Origin of the sequence: Paenibacillus sp. 1-18, assembly GCF_000520755.1 — a bacterium.
GTDB lineage: Bacteria > Bacillota > Bacilli > Paenibacillales > Paenibacillaceae > Paenibacillus > Paenibacillus brasilensis.
The window spans coordinates 1-17,030 of record NZ_ASSB01000281.1; the positions used below are offsets into that span (position 1 = coordinate 1).

At 47.5% G+C, this 17,030-nt stretch carries 12 protein-coding genes; all 12 read left to right on the forward strand.

Annotation, left to right across the window (positions count from 1 at the left end; translation table 11 throughout):
• Positions 1-1,874 (forward strand): dynamin family protein (locus L693_RS0117690; protein ID WP_025718707.1); only part of this gene is annotated, 1,874 nt, incomplete at its 5' end.
• A gap of 258 nt (positions 1,875-2,132) precedes the next feature.
• Positions 2,133-3,908: an ABC transporter ATP-binding protein gene (locus L693_RS0117695; RefSeq protein ID WP_025718708.1), complete on the forward strand. Its 1,776-nt coding sequence runs from the start codon at positions 2,133-2,135 to the stop codon at positions 3,906-3,908.
• Complete coding sequence (locus tag L693_RS0117700; RefSeq protein WP_025718710.1) at positions 3,905-5,743, forward strand: ABC transporter ATP-binding protein; 1,839 nt, start codon at positions 3,905-3,907, stop codon at positions 5,741-5,743. The genes L693_RS0117695 and L693_RS0117700 overlap by 4 nt, the downstream gene beginning before the upstream one ends.
• A 129-nt stretch (positions 5,744-5,872) precedes the next feature.
• Positions 5,873-7,057 (forward strand): formate-dependent phosphoribosylglycinamide formyltransferase, encoded by a 1,185-nt coding sequence (gene purT, locus L693_RS0117705; RefSeq protein ID WP_025718711.1) that lies wholly within the window; start codon positions 5,873-5,875, stop codon positions 7,055-7,057.
• A complete protein-coding gene (locus tag L693_RS0117710) occupies positions 7,050-7,511 on the forward strand; it encodes a GNAT family N-acetyltransferase (protein ID WP_025718713.1) in 462 nt (153 codons plus the stop codon). The genes purT and L693_RS0117710 overlap by 8 nt, the downstream gene beginning before the upstream one ends.
• Before the next feature lie 206 nt (positions 7,512-7,717).
• The gene (locus L693_RS0117715; protein ID WP_025718716.1) at positions 7,718-8,470 is read left to right on the forward strand and encodes a CAP domain-containing protein; all 753 of its coding nucleotides are present in this window, start codon (positions 7,718-7,720) and stop codon (positions 8,468-8,470) included.
• Positions 8,471-8,684: 214 nt separating this feature from the next.
• Complete coding sequence (locus tag L693_RS0117720; RefSeq protein WP_025718718.1) at positions 8,685-9,365, forward strand: TIGR00266 family protein; 681 nt, start codon at positions 8,685-8,687, stop codon at positions 9,363-9,365.
• A 42-nt stretch (positions 9,366-9,407) separates the two neighbouring features.
• The gene (locus tag L693_RS0117725; RefSeq protein ID WP_049825206.1) at positions 9,408-10,352 is read left to right on the forward strand and encodes a GDSL-type esterase/lipase family protein; all 945 of its coding nucleotides are present in this window, start codon (positions 9,408-9,410) and stop codon (positions 10,350-10,352) included.
• Positions 10,352-11,428, forward strand: coding sequence for an ABC transporter ATP-binding protein (locus tag L693_RS0117730; protein WP_025718722.1), 1,077 nt, complete (start codon positions 10,352-10,354; stop codon positions 11,426-11,428). Before L693_RS0117725 ends, L693_RS0117730 begins: the two co-directional genes overlap by 1 nt.
• On the forward strand, positions 11,421-12,410 hold the full coding sequence (locus tag L693_RS0117735) for an ABC transporter permease (protein WP_025718723.1): 990 nt from the start codon (positions 11,421-11,423) through the stop codon (positions 12,408-12,410). Before L693_RS0117730 ends, L693_RS0117735 begins: the two co-directional genes overlap by 8 nt.
• A 98-nt stretch (positions 12,411-12,508) precedes the next feature.
• On the forward strand, positions 12,509-14,488 hold the full coding sequence (parE, locus tag L693_RS0117740; RefSeq protein WP_025718724.1) for a DNA topoisomerase IV subunit B: 1,980 nt from the start codon (positions 12,509-12,511) through the stop codon (positions 14,486-14,488).
• Positions 14,489-14,510: 22 nt separating this feature from the next.
• Positions 14,511-16,973 carry a DNA gyrase subunit A gene (gene gyrA / locus L693_RS0117745; protein WP_025718725.1) on the forward strand — a complete coding sequence of 821 codons (2,463 nt, stop codon included), beginning with the start codon at positions 14,511-14,513 and terminating at the stop codon, positions 16,971-16,973.
• Positions 16,974-17,030 lie beyond the last annotated feature (57 nt).

The window sequence follows — 17,030 nt, forward strand, 5'->3', positions numbered from 1 at the left end:
CGGCTCGGCTGAAAACAGCCGCTGCCTTGATCAATCCGTACCCTGCCATGCAGGCAACGGTAAGGGATTTACATGCCCGCGCGGCTGCGCTGGAGGGCGGGCGGTTCACGCTGGCGCTGTTCGGAGCGTTCAGCGCCGGGAAGTCCAGCTTCGCCAATGCTTTGCTGGGCGAAGCGTTGTTACCCGTATCGCCGCATCCAACGACAGCGGCGATTAACCGTATTATGGCGCCTGAAGCTCCTGAGCGCCATGCCACGGCTGACGTCCACATGAAATCAGTGGACGCGTTGCGGGACGATCTTAAATATTCGTTCCGGTTATTGGGATTGGGAGAACCGGAGGCAATAGGCTGGCAGGAAGCCGTACGTGAATTATCTCCAGAAGGAATACATCCTGCCGGAAGGCCGCATTACAGCTTTTTGAAGGCTGCCGCAGCCGGATGGGAAGAAGCTGAAAACCTGCTGGGTCAGCAGCTTCAGGTAAATCTGGAACAGTATCGGGATTTTGTCGCGTCTGAGCACAAGTCATGCTTCGTGGAGCGCATCGACCTTTATTATGATTGCGCTTTGACCCGTCAGGGTATTGTGCTAGTGGATACGCCTGGAGCGGATTCTGTGAATGCACGGCATACGGGTGTGACCTTCAATTATATGAAGCATGCAGACGCACTTGTATTTATCACCTATTACAATCATGCGTTTACCCAAGGAGACCGGCAATTTTTGAACCAATTGGGCCGCGTTAAAGAGACGTTGGCGCTGGACCAGACCTTTTTTATCGTCAATGCCTCAGATTTGGCTTCATCCGAAGAAGAACTGCAATCCGTGACCCGGCATGTACAGGAACAACTACAGACGAACGGAATCCGTAAGCCGCGTATTTATCCGCTGTCCAGTATGCTGGCACTGGAAGCAGCCGAACAGGGAGAGCCCTCGCTGCGTGCGGCTTCACGGTTTGAAGGGTTTGAAAAAGATTTTTCGGACTTCGCAGCTGATGAGCTGGCGGGCTTGTCCATTGCTTCTGCCATGCAGGAGCTGGGGCGGCTGCGTAACCGGATAGAGCAACATGCTGCTGATGCCCGGTATGGCATAGAAGAACGCACGATTCGATTGGAGCGATTAAGCCTCATTCGCAGTGAACTGGAGCATATGCTCCATAGTCTGTCTGACAGCAACAGTGCAGCTGTTTTATTAGGGGAAACCGATGAACTGCTGTATCATGTGCGTCAACGGCTGGCCTATCGAACTGGAGAGTTTATGGCGGAGGCATTTCATCCATCTGTCCTGCGTGAAGGAGCAGGTGATCTTCGTTCGGCTTTTGCCTCTTGTGGTCGTGAACTGATGCGTTTGCTTGAGTTGGAGCTGTCCCAGGAATTATTGGCAACTACACTTAGGCTGGAAAAAACGGGGAAATCCTTGGTACGTAAGATTGTACAACGGTGTGCGGAAGAGATAAACCAGCGGCTGACAGGTTTGGATTGCACCCCTCCTGAAGCCAGAGAATGGGCTGTTCCTGAACTGATTGAAATTTCACTGCAGGATTCCGTCCTTTGGAACGAGTATTGGAACACCTTTAAAAATCCAAAGCTATTTTTTGAAGGTGCTGGTCGGGCGAGTTTGCAATCCAAGCTGGAGCCGATCCTACGCGAGAAAGTTGGCGAAGCAGTCGAGCTGCAGCGAGAACGAATGTCTTCTTATTACGTTAAGCTGATGCACGAGGAGTTGATGTGGCAGACGGCACAGCTTCGGGAGCAGATGCTGGAGACACTTGGCGGGATGGAACATGTACTTGCAGGTGACGAGCAGCCACAGGTTTGGGAAGAGCTGGCAGGTCGTATTGCCGAGCTGGAGCAGGAAGAAACGATAATACAATAAATATGTACACAATTGCTAAAGGCTTCAGGACACCGGGTTGTGGGACAACCCGGTGTTTTACGCATACTCCAAAAAGAAAGGAAAACTGAGGAAATAGCCATATTCGATGATAAGAAAGCGATTTAATTTACCTAATCAACCCCCAATTGCGAACCTGCCTGAAAACCGTCCGTTATCCCCTTTGCCCCCTTGGAATGCGAATGGTAAACTTCACTAAGCCATATAACAACGTCGTGCAACTAATGGAGGGACATTGACATGGAAGTGCTCAGGCAACTGCAAGTTTTTTTTCGTGAAAGGAGACATTATCTGTTTCTTTCCATTCTATGCCTTGCGATAGCGACGGCCCTGGGACTGGTGTATCCTAACCTGCTTCAAAGGCTCATTGATAACGCTATCATTCCCGGTGACTTCGAGAAAGTCCCGATGCTGGCTCTGACTGTACTGGGAGTTGTAATCGTCAAAGGGTTTATGCAATTTTTACATGGTTTTTTTGGTGGACGGCTAGGAAACTTTCTGGCGTATCGACTCCGCAATGCCTGTTACGAAAAGCTGCAATTTCTGTCCTTCAGATATTATGACACTGCTAAAACGGGGGATTTGATGTCCCGTCTGACCGGTGATCTGGAGGCGATTCGTAACTTTATTGGGTTTGGTTTTGCCCAGCTCCTCAATGTGGTACTGATGGTCGTATTCGGCTCTATAATGATGCTGTATATCAACTGGCAGCTCACCCTCTTTACGATGATCAGCATGCCTTTGCTGCTCTTCGTCACATTTAAGTTTGAATCCCGAATTCATCCCACCTTTCAGGAAATGCGGATTGCGCTCAGTGCCTTGACGACAGCGGTACAGGAAAATATTACAGGGGTCCGCACCGTCAAATCTTTTGCCCGTGAATCCTATGAAGTTGAAAAATTTTCAATACGAAATGAACAGTACAAAAGTAATCAAATTCAGGCTGCTTCCTTATGGAGTCGTTTCTTCCCCGCCATGGAGCTTATTGCTTCTATCAGTGTGGTCCTTCTTTTAGGCATGGGAGGATATCTGGTCATTGTGAAGTCGATGACTCTGGGACAGCTCGTCGCTTTTTTTAGCTTAATTTGGTATATTATCGGTCCGATCTGGAGCGTTGGTTTTCATATTAATAACTATACGCAGTCTAAAGCTTCCGGTGAACGGGTCCTGGAGCTGTTGAATCAGTCCGTAGATGTAACCGATGAACCTGATGCTCTTACGCTCAATACCGATCAGGTCAAGGGACATATTACGTTTGAACATGTCACATTTGCTTACGGGAATAAGCTGCCCGCTGTTGTTGACATCAATCTGGATGCGCCACCGGGATCAGTCATTGGGATTTTGGGTGGAACAGGATCAGGGAAATCGACCATTATCCAGCTCCTTATGCGGGCTTACAACGTAAACGCAGGAAGCATCAAGCTGGATGGAACAGATATACGTCATTTGAAAATTCGCGATTTACGTGCTCAAATTTCTTCTGTGTTTCAGGAGACGTTTTTGTTCTCATCGTCCATTCGTAACAACATTGCTTATGGTTTAAACCATGTCAGTATGGATGACATCATACGCGTTTCCAAGCTGGCTCAGGCACATGAATTCATCACCGAGCTACCGCTCGGTTACGATACTGTCGTTGGTGAACGTGGACTGGGACTATCTGGGGGACAAAAACAACGAATTGCCATCGCACGTGCCTTGCTCAAAAATCCGAAAATTCTTGTACTTGATGATGCTACCAGTGCGGTCGATATGGAGACGGAGCATGAAATTCAGACCGGTTTTCAAGAGGTAATGCGTGGACGCACAACGTTTATTATTGCCCATCGAATCTCGTCGCTTCGTCATGCCAATGAAATTGTGGTGCTTGAGGAAGGAAGAATCGTCCAGCGAGGAACACATGAGCAGCTTATTGCCGCTCCAGGTCCATACCAGGATGTGTATCATATTCAATACGCCGACTACATAGACCAGACTCCAGAGGGTGTATCCGAAAGGCAGGTGAGACCATGAATATGCCCGTAGAAAAAGCCCATCCGTTGAAAAAGTCGAAAAATGAACGTTTTGTGTACCAGGATGATGATGTCATTGACAAACCGTTTAACTGGTCAGAATTTAAACGTTTGCTTGCATACATGAAGCCTTATGCCCGTCAGATCCTGCCGATCCTCCTGGTGATGATGATTCTAGGTACCATCACCAAGCTGACGGTTCCTTATTTGATCAGTCTGGCCATTGATAAGGCAATTGCTCCCGTAGGGCCAGCACTGCCCAGCGTAAAACTACTTTTGCTTATAACAGGTGCGGTATTGCTGCTATATTTGATTCAATGGGCAGCCAATACGTACCGCATTAAATTCACCAATATTATCGGTCAACGTGTCATTTATGATCTGCGTGAGGATCTGTTTAAGCATATTCAGAGGCTTTCCTTCAATTTTTTTGATAAAAGACCGGCCGGTTCTGTATTAGTACGCGTTACGAATGATATTAACTCGCTCCAGGATCTGTTTACAAATGGTGCAGTAAATGTCCTGATCGACTGCGTTCAGCTCATGGGGATTATTGTCATTTTATTGCTTATTAACTGGAAGCTCGGCTTGGCGGTCATTGTGACCGTTCCTATCATGTTTTTAATCTCGACCAAGCTACGCGTGCGTATCCGCCGCGCCTGGCAGGAAGTACGCATGAAGAACTCGCGTATCAACTCTCATCTGAATGAGTCCATTCAGGGAATCCGTGTGACACAGGCATACACGCAGGAGCAGGAAAACATGGCTTATTTCGATGACATGAACAGCTCCAGCAAAAGGTCGTGGGATAAAGCCTCCGCCATGAATCAGGTCTTTGGTCCACTTATTGATATTACAGGAGGACTGGGTACGCTGGTGCTGTTCTGGTTCGGGGCGCATCTTATTCAGACAGATCAGCTTACGGTAGGTCTGCTGGTTGCGTTTGCCAACTATGTAGGGAACTTTTGGGAGCCGATTAATCGCCTGGGTCAAATGTACAATCAGCTGCTGGTTGCGATGGCTTCATCGGAAAGAATATTTGAGTTTATGGATGAAAAGCCGAATATTGCGAACAAGCCGGGAGCCAAAGAGTTGCCGCTTATTCGGGGCGATATTCAATTTGAAAATGTTGTGTTTGAATATGAAAAAGGCCGTCAGGCGCTGAAAGGGATTAATCTCTCTGTCGAGGCGGGCCAGTCCATTGCACTTGTGGGTCATACCGGATCAGGTAAAAGTACAATTATCAACCTGCTCAGCCGTTTCTATGACATTACATCAGGTCGGCTTACCATTGACGGTTATGATGTGCGTGAGGTGACGGTGGAGAGCTTGCGTAGCCAGATTAGCATCGTGCTTCAGGATACGTTTATATTTTCAGGTACGATTCGCGATAATATTCGTTTTGGCCGTCTGGATGCAACAGATGAGGAAATTGAAATGGCTGCGAAGGCGGTTAATGCTCATGAATTCATCGTTCAATTACCGGGCGGCTATGAAACAGAGGTGGAGGAGCGAGGCGGTATGCTATCCATGGGCCAGCGCCAGCTCTTATCCTTTGCCCGGGCTTTGCTTGCTAATCCGCGAATTCTTATTTTGGATGAGGCGACAGCCAGCATTGATACAGAAACGGAGCTGAAAATTCAGGATGCTCTTCAAGTTCTGCTGGAAGGTCGAACCTCCTTTATGGTCGCTCACCGCTTGTCCACCATTCGGAATGCGGATCATATTGTCGTACTGGATCATGGAGAAATTCAGGAAAGTGGTAATCATGAACAATTGATGAAAAAACATGGAATATATCGGGGGCTGGTGGAAGCACAGTTCAGATTTTTGTAAAAAAAAGATCAAAAAATCGCGCTTTTTGTAAATTTTAATGCCGAGCACTATTGCATTCTTGAAGCTAAACCCTGAAAATAAAGATGATAAGAGATCAGAGCAATATCGTCAGAGGGGGAAGAGTTCAAGATGTGGGGTGCTCCTTTTTCTGCCAACGCTAAGAAAATGCTGCTGCTGGGCAGCGGCGAATTGGGAAAAGAAGTCATTATCGAAGCTCAGCGGCTTGGCGTGGAGTGTATTGCTGTGGATCGGTATGAAATGGCTCCAGCAATGCAGGTCGCCCATCGTTCTCACTGTCTAGATATGCAGGATGCTGAGGCGTTGAAGGCACTTATTCGCAAGGAAAAGCCCGGCATAATTGTACCTGAAATCGAAGCTATTGCTACGGGTGCTTTGGAAGAATTGGAGCAAGAGGGATTTCATGTAGTACCAACTGCCCGGGCCGCCCGTCTTACGATGGACCGGGAGGGTATTCGCAGGCTAGCTGCCGAGAAATTGCAACTTCCGACTGCCGCTTACCGTTTTGCAGATGATTTTGAGCAGTTGCGGTCAGCGGTTCATGAGCTTGGCACGCCCTGTGTGGTTAAGCCATTGATGAGCTCATCGGGTAAAGGGCAGTCTGTATGCCGGACACCTGAAGATGCAGAATCTTGCTGGAATACGGCGCTGGAAGGCGCACGTGCCAAAACAACACGTGTCATTGTTGAAGCTTTTGTCCCATTTGAGAGCGAAATTACTTTATTGACCGTCAGATCGGTTTCAGGTACGACTTTTTGCCCACCGATTGGCCATATTCAGAAAGATGGGGATTATGTCGAATCCTGGCAACCTCATGGTATGACGGACAAACAGCTTTCAGAGGCAGAAGACATTGCCCGTACGATTACGGATGAATTGGGTGGTTACGGATTGTTTGGCGTTGAGCTATTTTTAACGGTTGATGGCGTCATATTCAGTGAAGTATCCCCTCGTCCGCATGATACTGGAATGGTGACAATGATTACGCAGGATTTGTCGGAATTTGCGCTTCATGTGCGAGCTATTCTCGGTTTCCCGGTGCCGTCAGTCACGCTGCTTACACCAGGAGCTTCAGCTACCTTGAAGGCCAAATTGACTACGCGGGATTTCGAAATAAGTGGTATGAATGATGCGTTATTACTACCCCGGACACAGGTGCGAGTGTTCGGGAAGCCTGAAACCAAGCCGGGACGCCGGATGGCTGTAGCGCTTAGCGCTGCCGGAGATGTGGAGACAGCACGGAAGACGGCCAAAGAGGCTGCTAATATGCTGAAAGTGGAGGTAAATCATGTCTAACAATGTGATGATTCCAGTACTGACAATTCGTTCCGTAGAGCTTGGCGATTGCGAAGCCGTAACTGGACTGCTAAGAGAAGTCGGATATCCGATGACTTGTGGCGTAATGAAAGAAGTTATGGGAACAACGCAGGAGGACAGTCAGGCGAATATGATGGTTGCAGAAATGGATGGTCGTGTTGTCGGAGTAATCGGCATGCATACGGCTCAAAGCTTGGCTTATCCTGATCCTGCTGTACAAATCACTATGCTGGTCGTGAGCGGGGAGTATCGCGGCGAGGGCATTGGCAAACGTCTGGTGTCTTGTGGTGAAGAGTGGGGACGTGCGCAAGGATGCTATCATTTATTCATAACCGGAGCGAATAATCGCATCAAACAAGTAGAGGCCAGAGCCTTCTACAACCGAATCGGCTTTGAAAAGCAAGGATACCGTTTCAGCAAAAAGCTTAGATAGCCTGCCTCAATAAAAGACAGAACTATATAAATCCTATTATCTATACATCAGTCCCGTGTTGGCTATTGCCAAGCCGGGCTATTTTTTTTCCAACTTTTATACCATTGATCCTGCTATGAAACATGATATACTGCTAGAGTAAAGATTACAAAGTTGTAACCGGGCATGTTCACATCTAGGTATTTATACAACAAGGAGATGACGAAATGAAGAATATGTTGAAAAAAACACTGGTGATGGGAAGTCTAAGCGCCGTTTTATCCGCAGGATTCATCGTTCCGGCATCGGCAGCACCGGCTGACGATTTGTCAGCGCAGCTACAACAGTGGCTACAAAATAACGGATATAACGTTCAATTGTCCAATGGGACGACGACAATTACGAAGAACACAACTTCGAAGAACGTAATTACGGATTGTTTCGGACAGGACAAGGCTAAAACTCAAACAGGGAATCCTTCTTCGGGCAAGCAAGTAACCAAACAGGGGAACCAAAACGCTTCACAGTCTGCTAACAAGCAGCAGAATCAAGCTCAGAACACCAATTCTGGTGCAGGTCAGTCCGCAGGATCGGGTGCACAGCTCAGCAAGTCTCAATTTGCAGCAGAGGTTGTAAAGCTGGTAAACAACGAGCGCAGCAAAAATGGTCTGAAACCACTGACTTCCGATGCGAAGCTTACCGAAGTGGCTTTGGCTAAAGCGAAGGATATGAGCACTAACAATTACTTTGATCATACATCTCCGACCTATGGCTCACCATTTGATATGATGAAGAAATTCGGTGTAAGTTATACGTATGCAGGTGAAAATATTGCAATGGGTCAAAAAAACCCGCAAGAAGTAATGAACGCCTGGATGAACAGTCAGGGACACCGTGAAAATATTCTGAAGGCAGAATATACGCAAATCGGTGTGGCTTACTATAATGGATATTGGGTACAGGAGTTCACACGTAACTAAAAACGATAGCAAGACCCATTTGTAGCACTTATATAAAGCGACATCGCGTTAATCCAAAGGCCTGCTGACACGTTCAGCGGGCCTTTGATGTCATTATTTATCGAATAGTATAGAACCATTGCTTGATGCAAAAACAGGCATAAAGGACATCAATATAGTATGATAGCAGCAAGCAGCATAGATAGATACTACTTATAGAAAGCCAGGTGAACAATTGAGCTACGAAATCGTGCATGAAGGTGCCTTTGCCATGCTCAAGGTGCAATTGAGCCCCGGAGAAACCATTAAAGCGGAAATGGGAGCGATGGTTTCCATGTCTTCCAGTGTGGACATCAAAGGAACAGTGGATGGTGGACTGTTGCGTGGTTTGGGTCGGATGCTGAGCGGGGAAAAATTCTTTTTTCAAGAGCTGAGGGCAGCTCGGGGGCCGGCAGAAGTGTTGCTCGCCCCAGCCAGTATAGGGGATGTACAAGCCGTGGAACTGGACGGTTCATACAGACTACTCGTCCAAAAGGACGGTTTTCTGGCATGTACTGAAGGTATCGAGGTTAGTACCAAAATGCAAAACCTAATGAAAGGACTGTTTTCTGGAGAAGGCTTTTTTATCGTTGAAATCAGTGGTCGGGGTACGGTGTTTCTATCTTCTTATGGGGCGATTTATCCCTTGTATGTCGCACCAGGAGAGGAGCGTATTATTGATAATGCTCATCTGGTGGCATGGCCAGACTATATGGATTATAAAATTGAGAAAGCATCGAAAGGCTGGTTGTCCAGTGTAACGAGCGGAGAAGCGCTTGTATGCCGGTTCCGTGGTGAAGGAACGGTGTTGATCCAGAGTCGAAATCCAGGCAGTTTCGGCCAATGGATCAGGAGTTTTATACCTGACAGCAAATAGCTTTTCGTCACAGTTTATTTGCAAAATGATATGAGAAGCTTTATGTTTATTTCACTAAGCTATCAGGAGGGAACACGAGTGAATTCATCAAAATGGATATGGCGGTCTGTCGGTTCCATTTCCATCGCCGCCACTCTGCTATTATTATACGGATTTATTGCCGCAGTACAAAGTATCACGGCTCCAGAGCCGATGGTTAGTAATCAACCTGTAAATACCGGTTCATCGCAGACACCAGCTGCGCCATCTGTTGCTACACAGACGGGAGAGTTTCGGGTAGCTGCAATTGGAGATTCGCTGGCCAAAGGAACGGGGGATGACTCCGGCAGTGGTTTTGTACGTCGGTCGGTGAACCTGTTAAACGCCCAGGAAGGTCATAAGGCGCAGCTCATCAATAATCTGGGGATTAATGGACTGACGACTCAAGGACTATTAACCAAGCTGGATGAGCCCGGTGTGTCTTATGTATTGAAGAAGGCTAACGTTATTATTGTCTCGATTGGAGGCAATGATTTATTTCAGGGTGCACAGGCTGCTCAAACAGGTAAAGAGCCCCCTACACTTAATGGTTTACGTAAAGCCTTGCCTGATGCCTCCAAACGTCTGCAAGAAGTACTGACCAAAGTCGGAAAAATCAATCCGAAGGCTAAAATTATCTATGTTGGGTTATATAATCCATTCAGTGACCTGCCTGAAATGAAGATTCCCGGCAATCTTGTTGTAACAGAATGGAATTTGGCAGCCATGGCGATTACCAACCAAAGCAGTAACATGACGCTGATTCCAACGTTCGATTTATTCCAGCAAAATCTTCCAGTCTACTTGTCATCGGACCATTTTCATCCCAACGGACAAGGGTATCAAGCGATTGCTGAACGGATAGCGCAGGGGTTTGCAGTTGCAGCGACAAAGGATACCGATCGTGCAGATAGTCAACAATCTACAAGCAGCCAGTCCGCTGAAGTGAAGAAGGGAGGGGACAAGTAATGAGCATCCAATCTGCTGACAAGACCGGTGCTGAAGTAGCAACGGATTCAACATCTGCGGATGTAGCGTCCAGCTTCCATTCCGCGAGCCAGCTTGGCAGCGCAGACCGAGGCAGAAGCGACAACGAAACGGTTCTCTCTGTTCAGCACGTCAAGAAACGTATCAAACGTAAAATGATTATTCATGATGTGACATTCGACGTTCGCGCGGGTGAGATTTTTGGTTTTCTCGGCCCGAATGGAGCTGGAAAAACGACGACGATCCGTATGCTGGTCGACCTAATTAAGCCTACGGAAGGGACGATTACGGTATGCGGCCACAATGTGAACCGTGATCCGGAGCAGGCTTTACGGCATATCGGCTCTATCGTGGAAAATCCAGAGGTTTACAGCTATTTGACAGGTTGGGAGAACCTCGAGCATTTTGCCCGGATGCAGCCTGGTGTAGATGAACAGCGTATCCGCGAGGTGGTTGAGCTGGTTCGGCTCGATCGGCGTATCCATGACAAAGTAAGTACATATTCACTGGGGATGCGCCAGCGTCTTGGCATAGCTCAAGCCTTGCTTGGCAGACCGAAGCTGCTTATTCTGGATGAACCGACGAACGGCTTGGACCCCAAGGGAATTAAGGAAATGAGAGCTTTTATCCGTCTGTTGGCTTCCGAGGGCATGGCCGTGTTTGTTTCCAGTCATTTGCTCAGCGAAATCCAGTTGTTATGCGATCGTGTGGCGATTATAAGTCGGGGAAAGGTGCTGGCTGTCGGCGGTGTGCGAGAATTAGTTGAGACGCATTCGAACATGGCTGTATGGCAATTGGAGCCTTATGATCAGGGTCTTGCCCTATTGCAAAAATCACCGTATGTGCACATCATTACAAACGCCGATGAATTAATTGATGACAGCATTGTTGCAGCCAGCGGAGACAATGCCATTTTTACAGAAATGGATGAAGAGCATATTGCGGAGCTGGTTGCACAAATGACAGCTTCCGGTATTTCCGTTAAAGGTGTAACCAAAATTAACCCTACACTGGAGCAGCTATTCCTGAAAATGACGGAAGGTGAGATACTTGAGTAACATTTTACCGCTCATACAAAATGAAACACTGAAAATTATCAAGAAAAAAAGATTTTATGTCATTTTACTTGTTTTGCTTGTGTTAGTGCCGATTTTTACGTACGCTCAATTGAAAGTGGCAGAAAATAATCGTGAAAAATTCGGCAATGATTGGCGGCTGGAGCTGCGTCAGGCGATTACGGATAATCAAAACTCGCTTGGCAGCGACCGGGTTCCCGAGGAATGGAAGACCTACCGACGGGTTTTTGTCCAGCAGATGCAATACTATCTGGAAAATGACGTGAATCCAAATGAGCCGAGTGGTGTAACCTTTACCAGAGAGTTTATGGATAATTCCATCAATCTGTTTGTTCCATTGCTGATTATGGCGATTGCCTCCGATCTGGTTTCAGGAGAACGGACGACAGGCACGATAAAAATGCTGCTGACCCGTCCTGTCAGGCGGTGGAAAATACTGCTGAGCAAGCTGCTGACACTGTACATGTTCGTTTCGCTCATCATTTTGAGTGTATTCGTGATTAGTTACCTCATATCAGGCTTGTTTTTTGGTTTTCGCGGTTTTAACGTGCCAGTATTTACAGGCTTTCAAATTGTTGGCCAGGCGGTGGATGTGTCTGCAGTTCATGCGATTCCACAATGGCATTATCTAATGCTGCAAGCCGGCTTGATCTGGTTTGTCAGTCTCGTAGTGGCATCGCTGGCCTTTATGGTATCTGTTCTGGTACGCAGTACGGCGGCCAGCATCGTGGTCATGATGGCTGCGCTCATTTCGGGCACGATTTTAACCAATATGGCTTCATCTTGGCAGAGCGCAAAATATTTATTTATGGTTAACCTCGAATTAACCGATTATTTATCTGGAAGCCCCGCTCCGATTGAGGGAATGAACTTGCCGTTTTCTTTAACTGTACTGGGCATTTGGGGGGCTGTGGCGTTGATTGTTTCATTCGCCGTCTTTACGAAACGGGATATATTGAATTAAAATGGACAAGGTAAAAGAAAACATCTGTTTGCATTTTTGGTGAAAATCATCAAGAATAAGGCAAAACACGGTTATGATTAGACAAAGGGGGAGCATGAATGGTCGACAAAATCGACTTGTCTGCGGAAGCGTCCGGCACTCAGAACGGAGCTTTGGAATATGGCGCGGACGACATTCAAGTGCTCGAAGGGCTTGTGGCAGTTCGCAAACGGCCGGGCATGTACATTGGGAGCACCAGCTCTTCGGGGCTGCATCATTTGGTATGGGAAATTGTAGACAATGCGGTGGATGAACATCTCGCCAAGTTTTGCTCTCGCATTGATATCACAATGCATAAAGACGGTTCCGTTACGGTAACAGACAACGGGCGCGGTATTCCGACCGGAATGCATAAAACGGGAATTCCCACGCCTCAGGTTGTATTCACCATTTTGCACGCCGGGGGTAAGTTTGGCGGTTCGGGATATAAAAAATCCGGAGGTCTTCACGGTGTGGGTGCGTCTGTAACGAACGCTCTTTCGGAATGGCTTGAAGTGGAAATTTACCGAGACGGCAAGATTCACCGTCAGCGGTTCGAATATTGGCAGGACAAGAAGGGCGTGGAGCATGTCGGGGAACCGACCACAGGCCTTGAAGTGCTGGGTAATACCAACAAGACGGGCACTAAAATTACATTTAAACCGGATATTCGCGTTTTCCAGGCAGGCATTCACTTTAACTACGATACGCTGGCTGAGCGTCTTCAGGAAATTGCTTTCTTGAACTCAGGACTTCGTATTCAGCTTAAAGATGAACGCAGCGGGAAGTCAGATGAATACTATTATGAGGGTGGAGCAAGCCAGTTTGTCGCTTTTCTGAATGAGGGTAAGGATGTACTGCATGATGTTATTCACTTTAATGCTGAAAAAGAAGACATTGAAGTGGAAATTGCCATTCAATATAATGCGGGTTATACAGAGACGATTGCTTCGTTTGTTAACTCTATTCCGACACGCGGCGGGGGTACGCACGAGACAGGATTCAAAACCGCTTACACACGGGTCATGAATGACTATGCGCGCCGGACAGTGATGTTGAAGGAAAAGGACAAGAACCTGGAGGGCAATGATCTGCGTGAGGGCATGATGGCTGTAATCAGTGTCAAGATGGCTGAGGTTGAATTTGTCGGTCAGACAAAGGATCAACTGGGCAGCGCTTCAGCACGGAGTACAGTGGATGCCATTGTATCTGAGCAGATGCAGCGTTTTCTGGAAGAGAATCCGCAGATCGCGCAAACCTTGATCAAGAAGGCCATTCAGGCCTCCAGGGCGCGTGAAGCTGCACGTAAGGCGCGGGACGAAATGCGTTCGGGTAAGAAGCGCAGTGAAAGCTCAAATTTGAATGGTAAGTTGTCGCCTGCGCAGTCCAAGGATTTTACACGCAATGAATTGTTTATCGTGGAAGGCGACTCAGCCGGGGGCTCGGCCAAACAGGGACGGGATTCCAAAATTCAGGCCATTTTACCGTTAAAGGGCAAGCCGATGAATCCGGAAAAATCCAAGCTGGCAGAAATCATGAAAAATGATGAGTACCGTGCTATTACAGCAGCGATTGGTGCGGGGGTAGGAACCGAGTTTTCACTCGAAGACAGCAATTATTCCAAAATCATCATTATGACCGATGCAGATACGGATGGTGCACATATTCAAGTTTTGCTTTTGACGTTCTTTTATCGGTATATGAAAGAGCTGATTGATGCAGGACGCATATTTATTGCTCAGCCGCCATTGTATAAAATAACGCGCAAGTCGGGTAAGCTCGAAACAGTACGCTATGCCTGGACTGATGAGCAGCTTGAAAATTACTTAAAAGAATTTGGACGGAATTTTGAGCTTCAACGCTATAAAGGACTCGGAGAGATGAACCCTGATCAGTTATGGGAAACGACAATGAATCCCGAGTCACGCACCCTGTTGCGCGTTCAGATTGAGGATGCTGCCAAGGCTGAACGCCGTGTATCCACATTGATGGGCGACAAGGTAGATCCACGTAAACGCTGGATTGTGGAAAACGTGGATTTCACGGAATACGTAGAGTAGTGCTATTAAATGAGGTGTAGACATGAGCTTATCGGAGCAATTTTTGCCAGCTTTTCTGGAGGAAGTGGTCGGTGACCGCTTTGGCCGATATTCCAAATATATTATTCAGGACCGGGCGATACCGGACGTACGAGACGGTTTAAAACCCGTACAACGTCGGATTCTTTATGCGATGTACGATTCGGGTAATACGCCGGATAAAGCATATCGTAAATCCGCCAAAACCGTTGGGGACGTTATGGGTAATTACCATCCTCACGGTGATTCATCTATTTACGATGGAATGGTACGTATGGCGCAGCCTTGGAAAATGAGCCACGTACTGGTGGACGGTCACGGCAACTGGGGCTCCCAGGACGACGATCCGGCGGCAGCTATGCGGTACACGGAGGCACGCTTGTCCCCGATCGCAATGGAAATGCTGCGTGATATTGAAAAACGTACGGTTTTGTTCAAGGATAATTTTGATAACTCGGCAAAGGAACCCGTTGTACTGCCGTCCCGTTATCCAAATCTGTTGGTGAATGGCTCGAGCGGAATTTCCGCGGGATTTGCGACTGAAATTCCAACGCATAGTTTGCGCGAGGTGATTGACGCCACCATCGCAGTGATGGAAAAACCGGAGATTGAACTGGAAGAGATTATGACCTTTATTAAAGGCCCGGACTTCCCGACTGGCGGACTCATTATGGGTGGCGAAGGCATCAAGGAAGCTTACAGGACAGGCAAAGGACGTATTTATATTCGTTCCAAGACGGAAATTCAGTCTTTGCGTGGAGGTAAGCAGCAGCTGGTCATTACAGAGATTCCTTACCAGATTGTTAAGTCCAGACTCGTAACCGCAATGGAAAATATCCGTCTGGAGAAAAAGGTAGAAGGAATTGCCGAGGTTCGTGACGAGAGTGGACGAAATGGCTTGCGTATTGTTGTGGAGCTGAAGAAGGAAGCTGATGCGGAAGGAATTTTGGCATATCTGCTGAAAAAAACCGATCTCCAGGTGGCTTATAACTTCAATATGGTTGCTATTGTGAACAAAGCACCGCACCAGCTTGGATTAAAGTCCATTTTGGAAGCCTATATCAATCATCAACGCGAAGTTGTTACAAACCGCATCCAGTTTGAACTGGAAAAGGCGGAGGACCGCGCCCATGTATTGGAAGGTTTGGTCAAGGCGCTGAACATTCTGGATGAGGTCATTGCGGCTATTAAAGCTTCTAAAAATCGTCAAGACGCGCAAAATAATTTGCAATGGATGTTTGGCTTTAGTGAACGTCAGGCGGATTCTATCTTGACTCTGCAATTGTACCGTCTTACGAATCTGGAAATTACCACCCTCGAAAAAGAGCTGGCTGATATTCAGAAAAAGATCACCCAATATCGTTCCATTCTGGAAAGTGACCGCAAGCTGGTCAGTCTGATCCGCAAGGAACTGCTGGAAATTCGCGAAAAGTACGGCATTGACCGTCGTTCGGAGATACAGGGTGAGGTAGAAGAGATTAAGGTAAATCTGGAGGTCATGGTTGCAGCAGAGGACGTGCTGCTAACCCTCTCAAAAGATGGCTATGTGAAACGTACAAGTATGCTGTCGTTCACTCGTTCCGGCGGGGATCGTTCAAGTGCCGGTGTTAAAGAAGGGGACTACATTACCCAATTCCTTGATGTGAATACACTGGATGTGCTGCTCGTCTTTACCCAGCGTGGACAATACTTTTTGCTGCCTGTTCATCAGGTGCCGGAGTATAAGTGGAAAGAGCCTGGCACTCCGATTGTCAATGTCATTTCGCTATCCAAGGAAGATCGTATCGTGAGCGTTATCCCGATCAAAAACATCGAGGAAATCGGTCAAAGTCTGGTGTTTGTCACAAAGAAAGGGCAAGTCAAGCGGACAGAATTGAAAGAATATGCTACAAAACGTTCGAGTGCCGTAGCAGCCTGCAAGGTAGCAGGAGATGATGAGATATTATCAGTCACGCTGACCGATAGTACCAAAGATATTATGCTGATCACCCGTGCGGGAATGAGCATACGCTTCAAGGAGCAAGAGGTTAATGCCATGGGCCGCGTCTCGGCGGGTGTCAAAGGTATACAACTGGCGGAAGGCGATGAAATTGTCGCAGTGCTGTGGGTGGAAGAGGATGAAGGAGAAGTGCTGGTGCTGACCGAGTCCGGTTACGGCAAGCGTACGCTCCTGCTGGATTACCCTTCTCAGGGAAGAGGCGGCAAAGGTATCGCCACCTTCGAATTCAAAGAAGGCAAGCGGGTACGTTCGAACGGAACTCGCATCGTGGCTGCCTTCTATTGCCGTGAAGCTATTCAGTTACAGGTCATCACTGCCGAAGGGCAAATGCTATCGTTCTTTTCTGAAAAAGCTCCGCTGGCTGACCGCAAGGATACAGGGAAACTGCTGGCTCCTGTGGAAAAGAAAGACGAAATTGTGAACGTGCTGCCGCATCGTGAGCCGCAGACTTCACAGTCAGTAGAATAATGGTAAAAGTCAAGCGCTTATTAGCTCGAAAAACAGAGGTCCTCACGTGCCAATCCG

Coding starts and splice junctions, on each gene's coding strand:
- L693_RS0117725 (WP_049825206.1), top strand. CDS start 9,408: ATGTTTATTTCACTAAGCTATCAGGAGGGAACACGAGTGAATTCATCA.
- L693_RS0117700 (WP_025718710.1), top strand. CDS start 3,905: ATGAATATGCCCGTAGAAAAAGCCCATCCGTTGAAAAAGTCGAAAAAT.
- parE (WP_025718724.1), top strand. CDS start 12,509: ATGGTCGACAAAATCGACTTGTCTGCGGAAGCGTCCGGCACTCAGAAC.
- L693_RS0117710 (WP_025718713.1), top strand. CDS start 7,050: ATGTCTAACAATGTGATGATTCCAGTACTGACAATTCGTTCCGTAGAG.
- L693_RS0117730 (WP_025718722.1), top strand. CDS start 10,352: ATGAGCATCCAATCTGCTGACAAGACCGGTGCTGAAGTAGCAACGGAT.
- purT (WP_025718711.1), top strand. CDS start 5,873: ATGTGGGGTGCTCCTTTTTCTGCCAACGCTAAGAAAATGCTGCTGCTG.
- L693_RS0117695 (WP_025718708.1), top strand. CDS start 2,133: ATGGAAGTGCTCAGGCAACTGCAAGTTTTTTTTCGTGAAAGGAGACAT.
- L693_RS0117715 (WP_025718716.1), top strand. CDS start 7,718: ATGAAGAATATGTTGAAAAAAACACTGGTGATGGGAAGTCTAAGCGCC.
- gyrA (WP_025718725.1), top strand. CDS start 14,511: ATGAGCTTATCGGAGCAATTTTTGCCAGCTTTTCTGGAGGAAGTGGTC.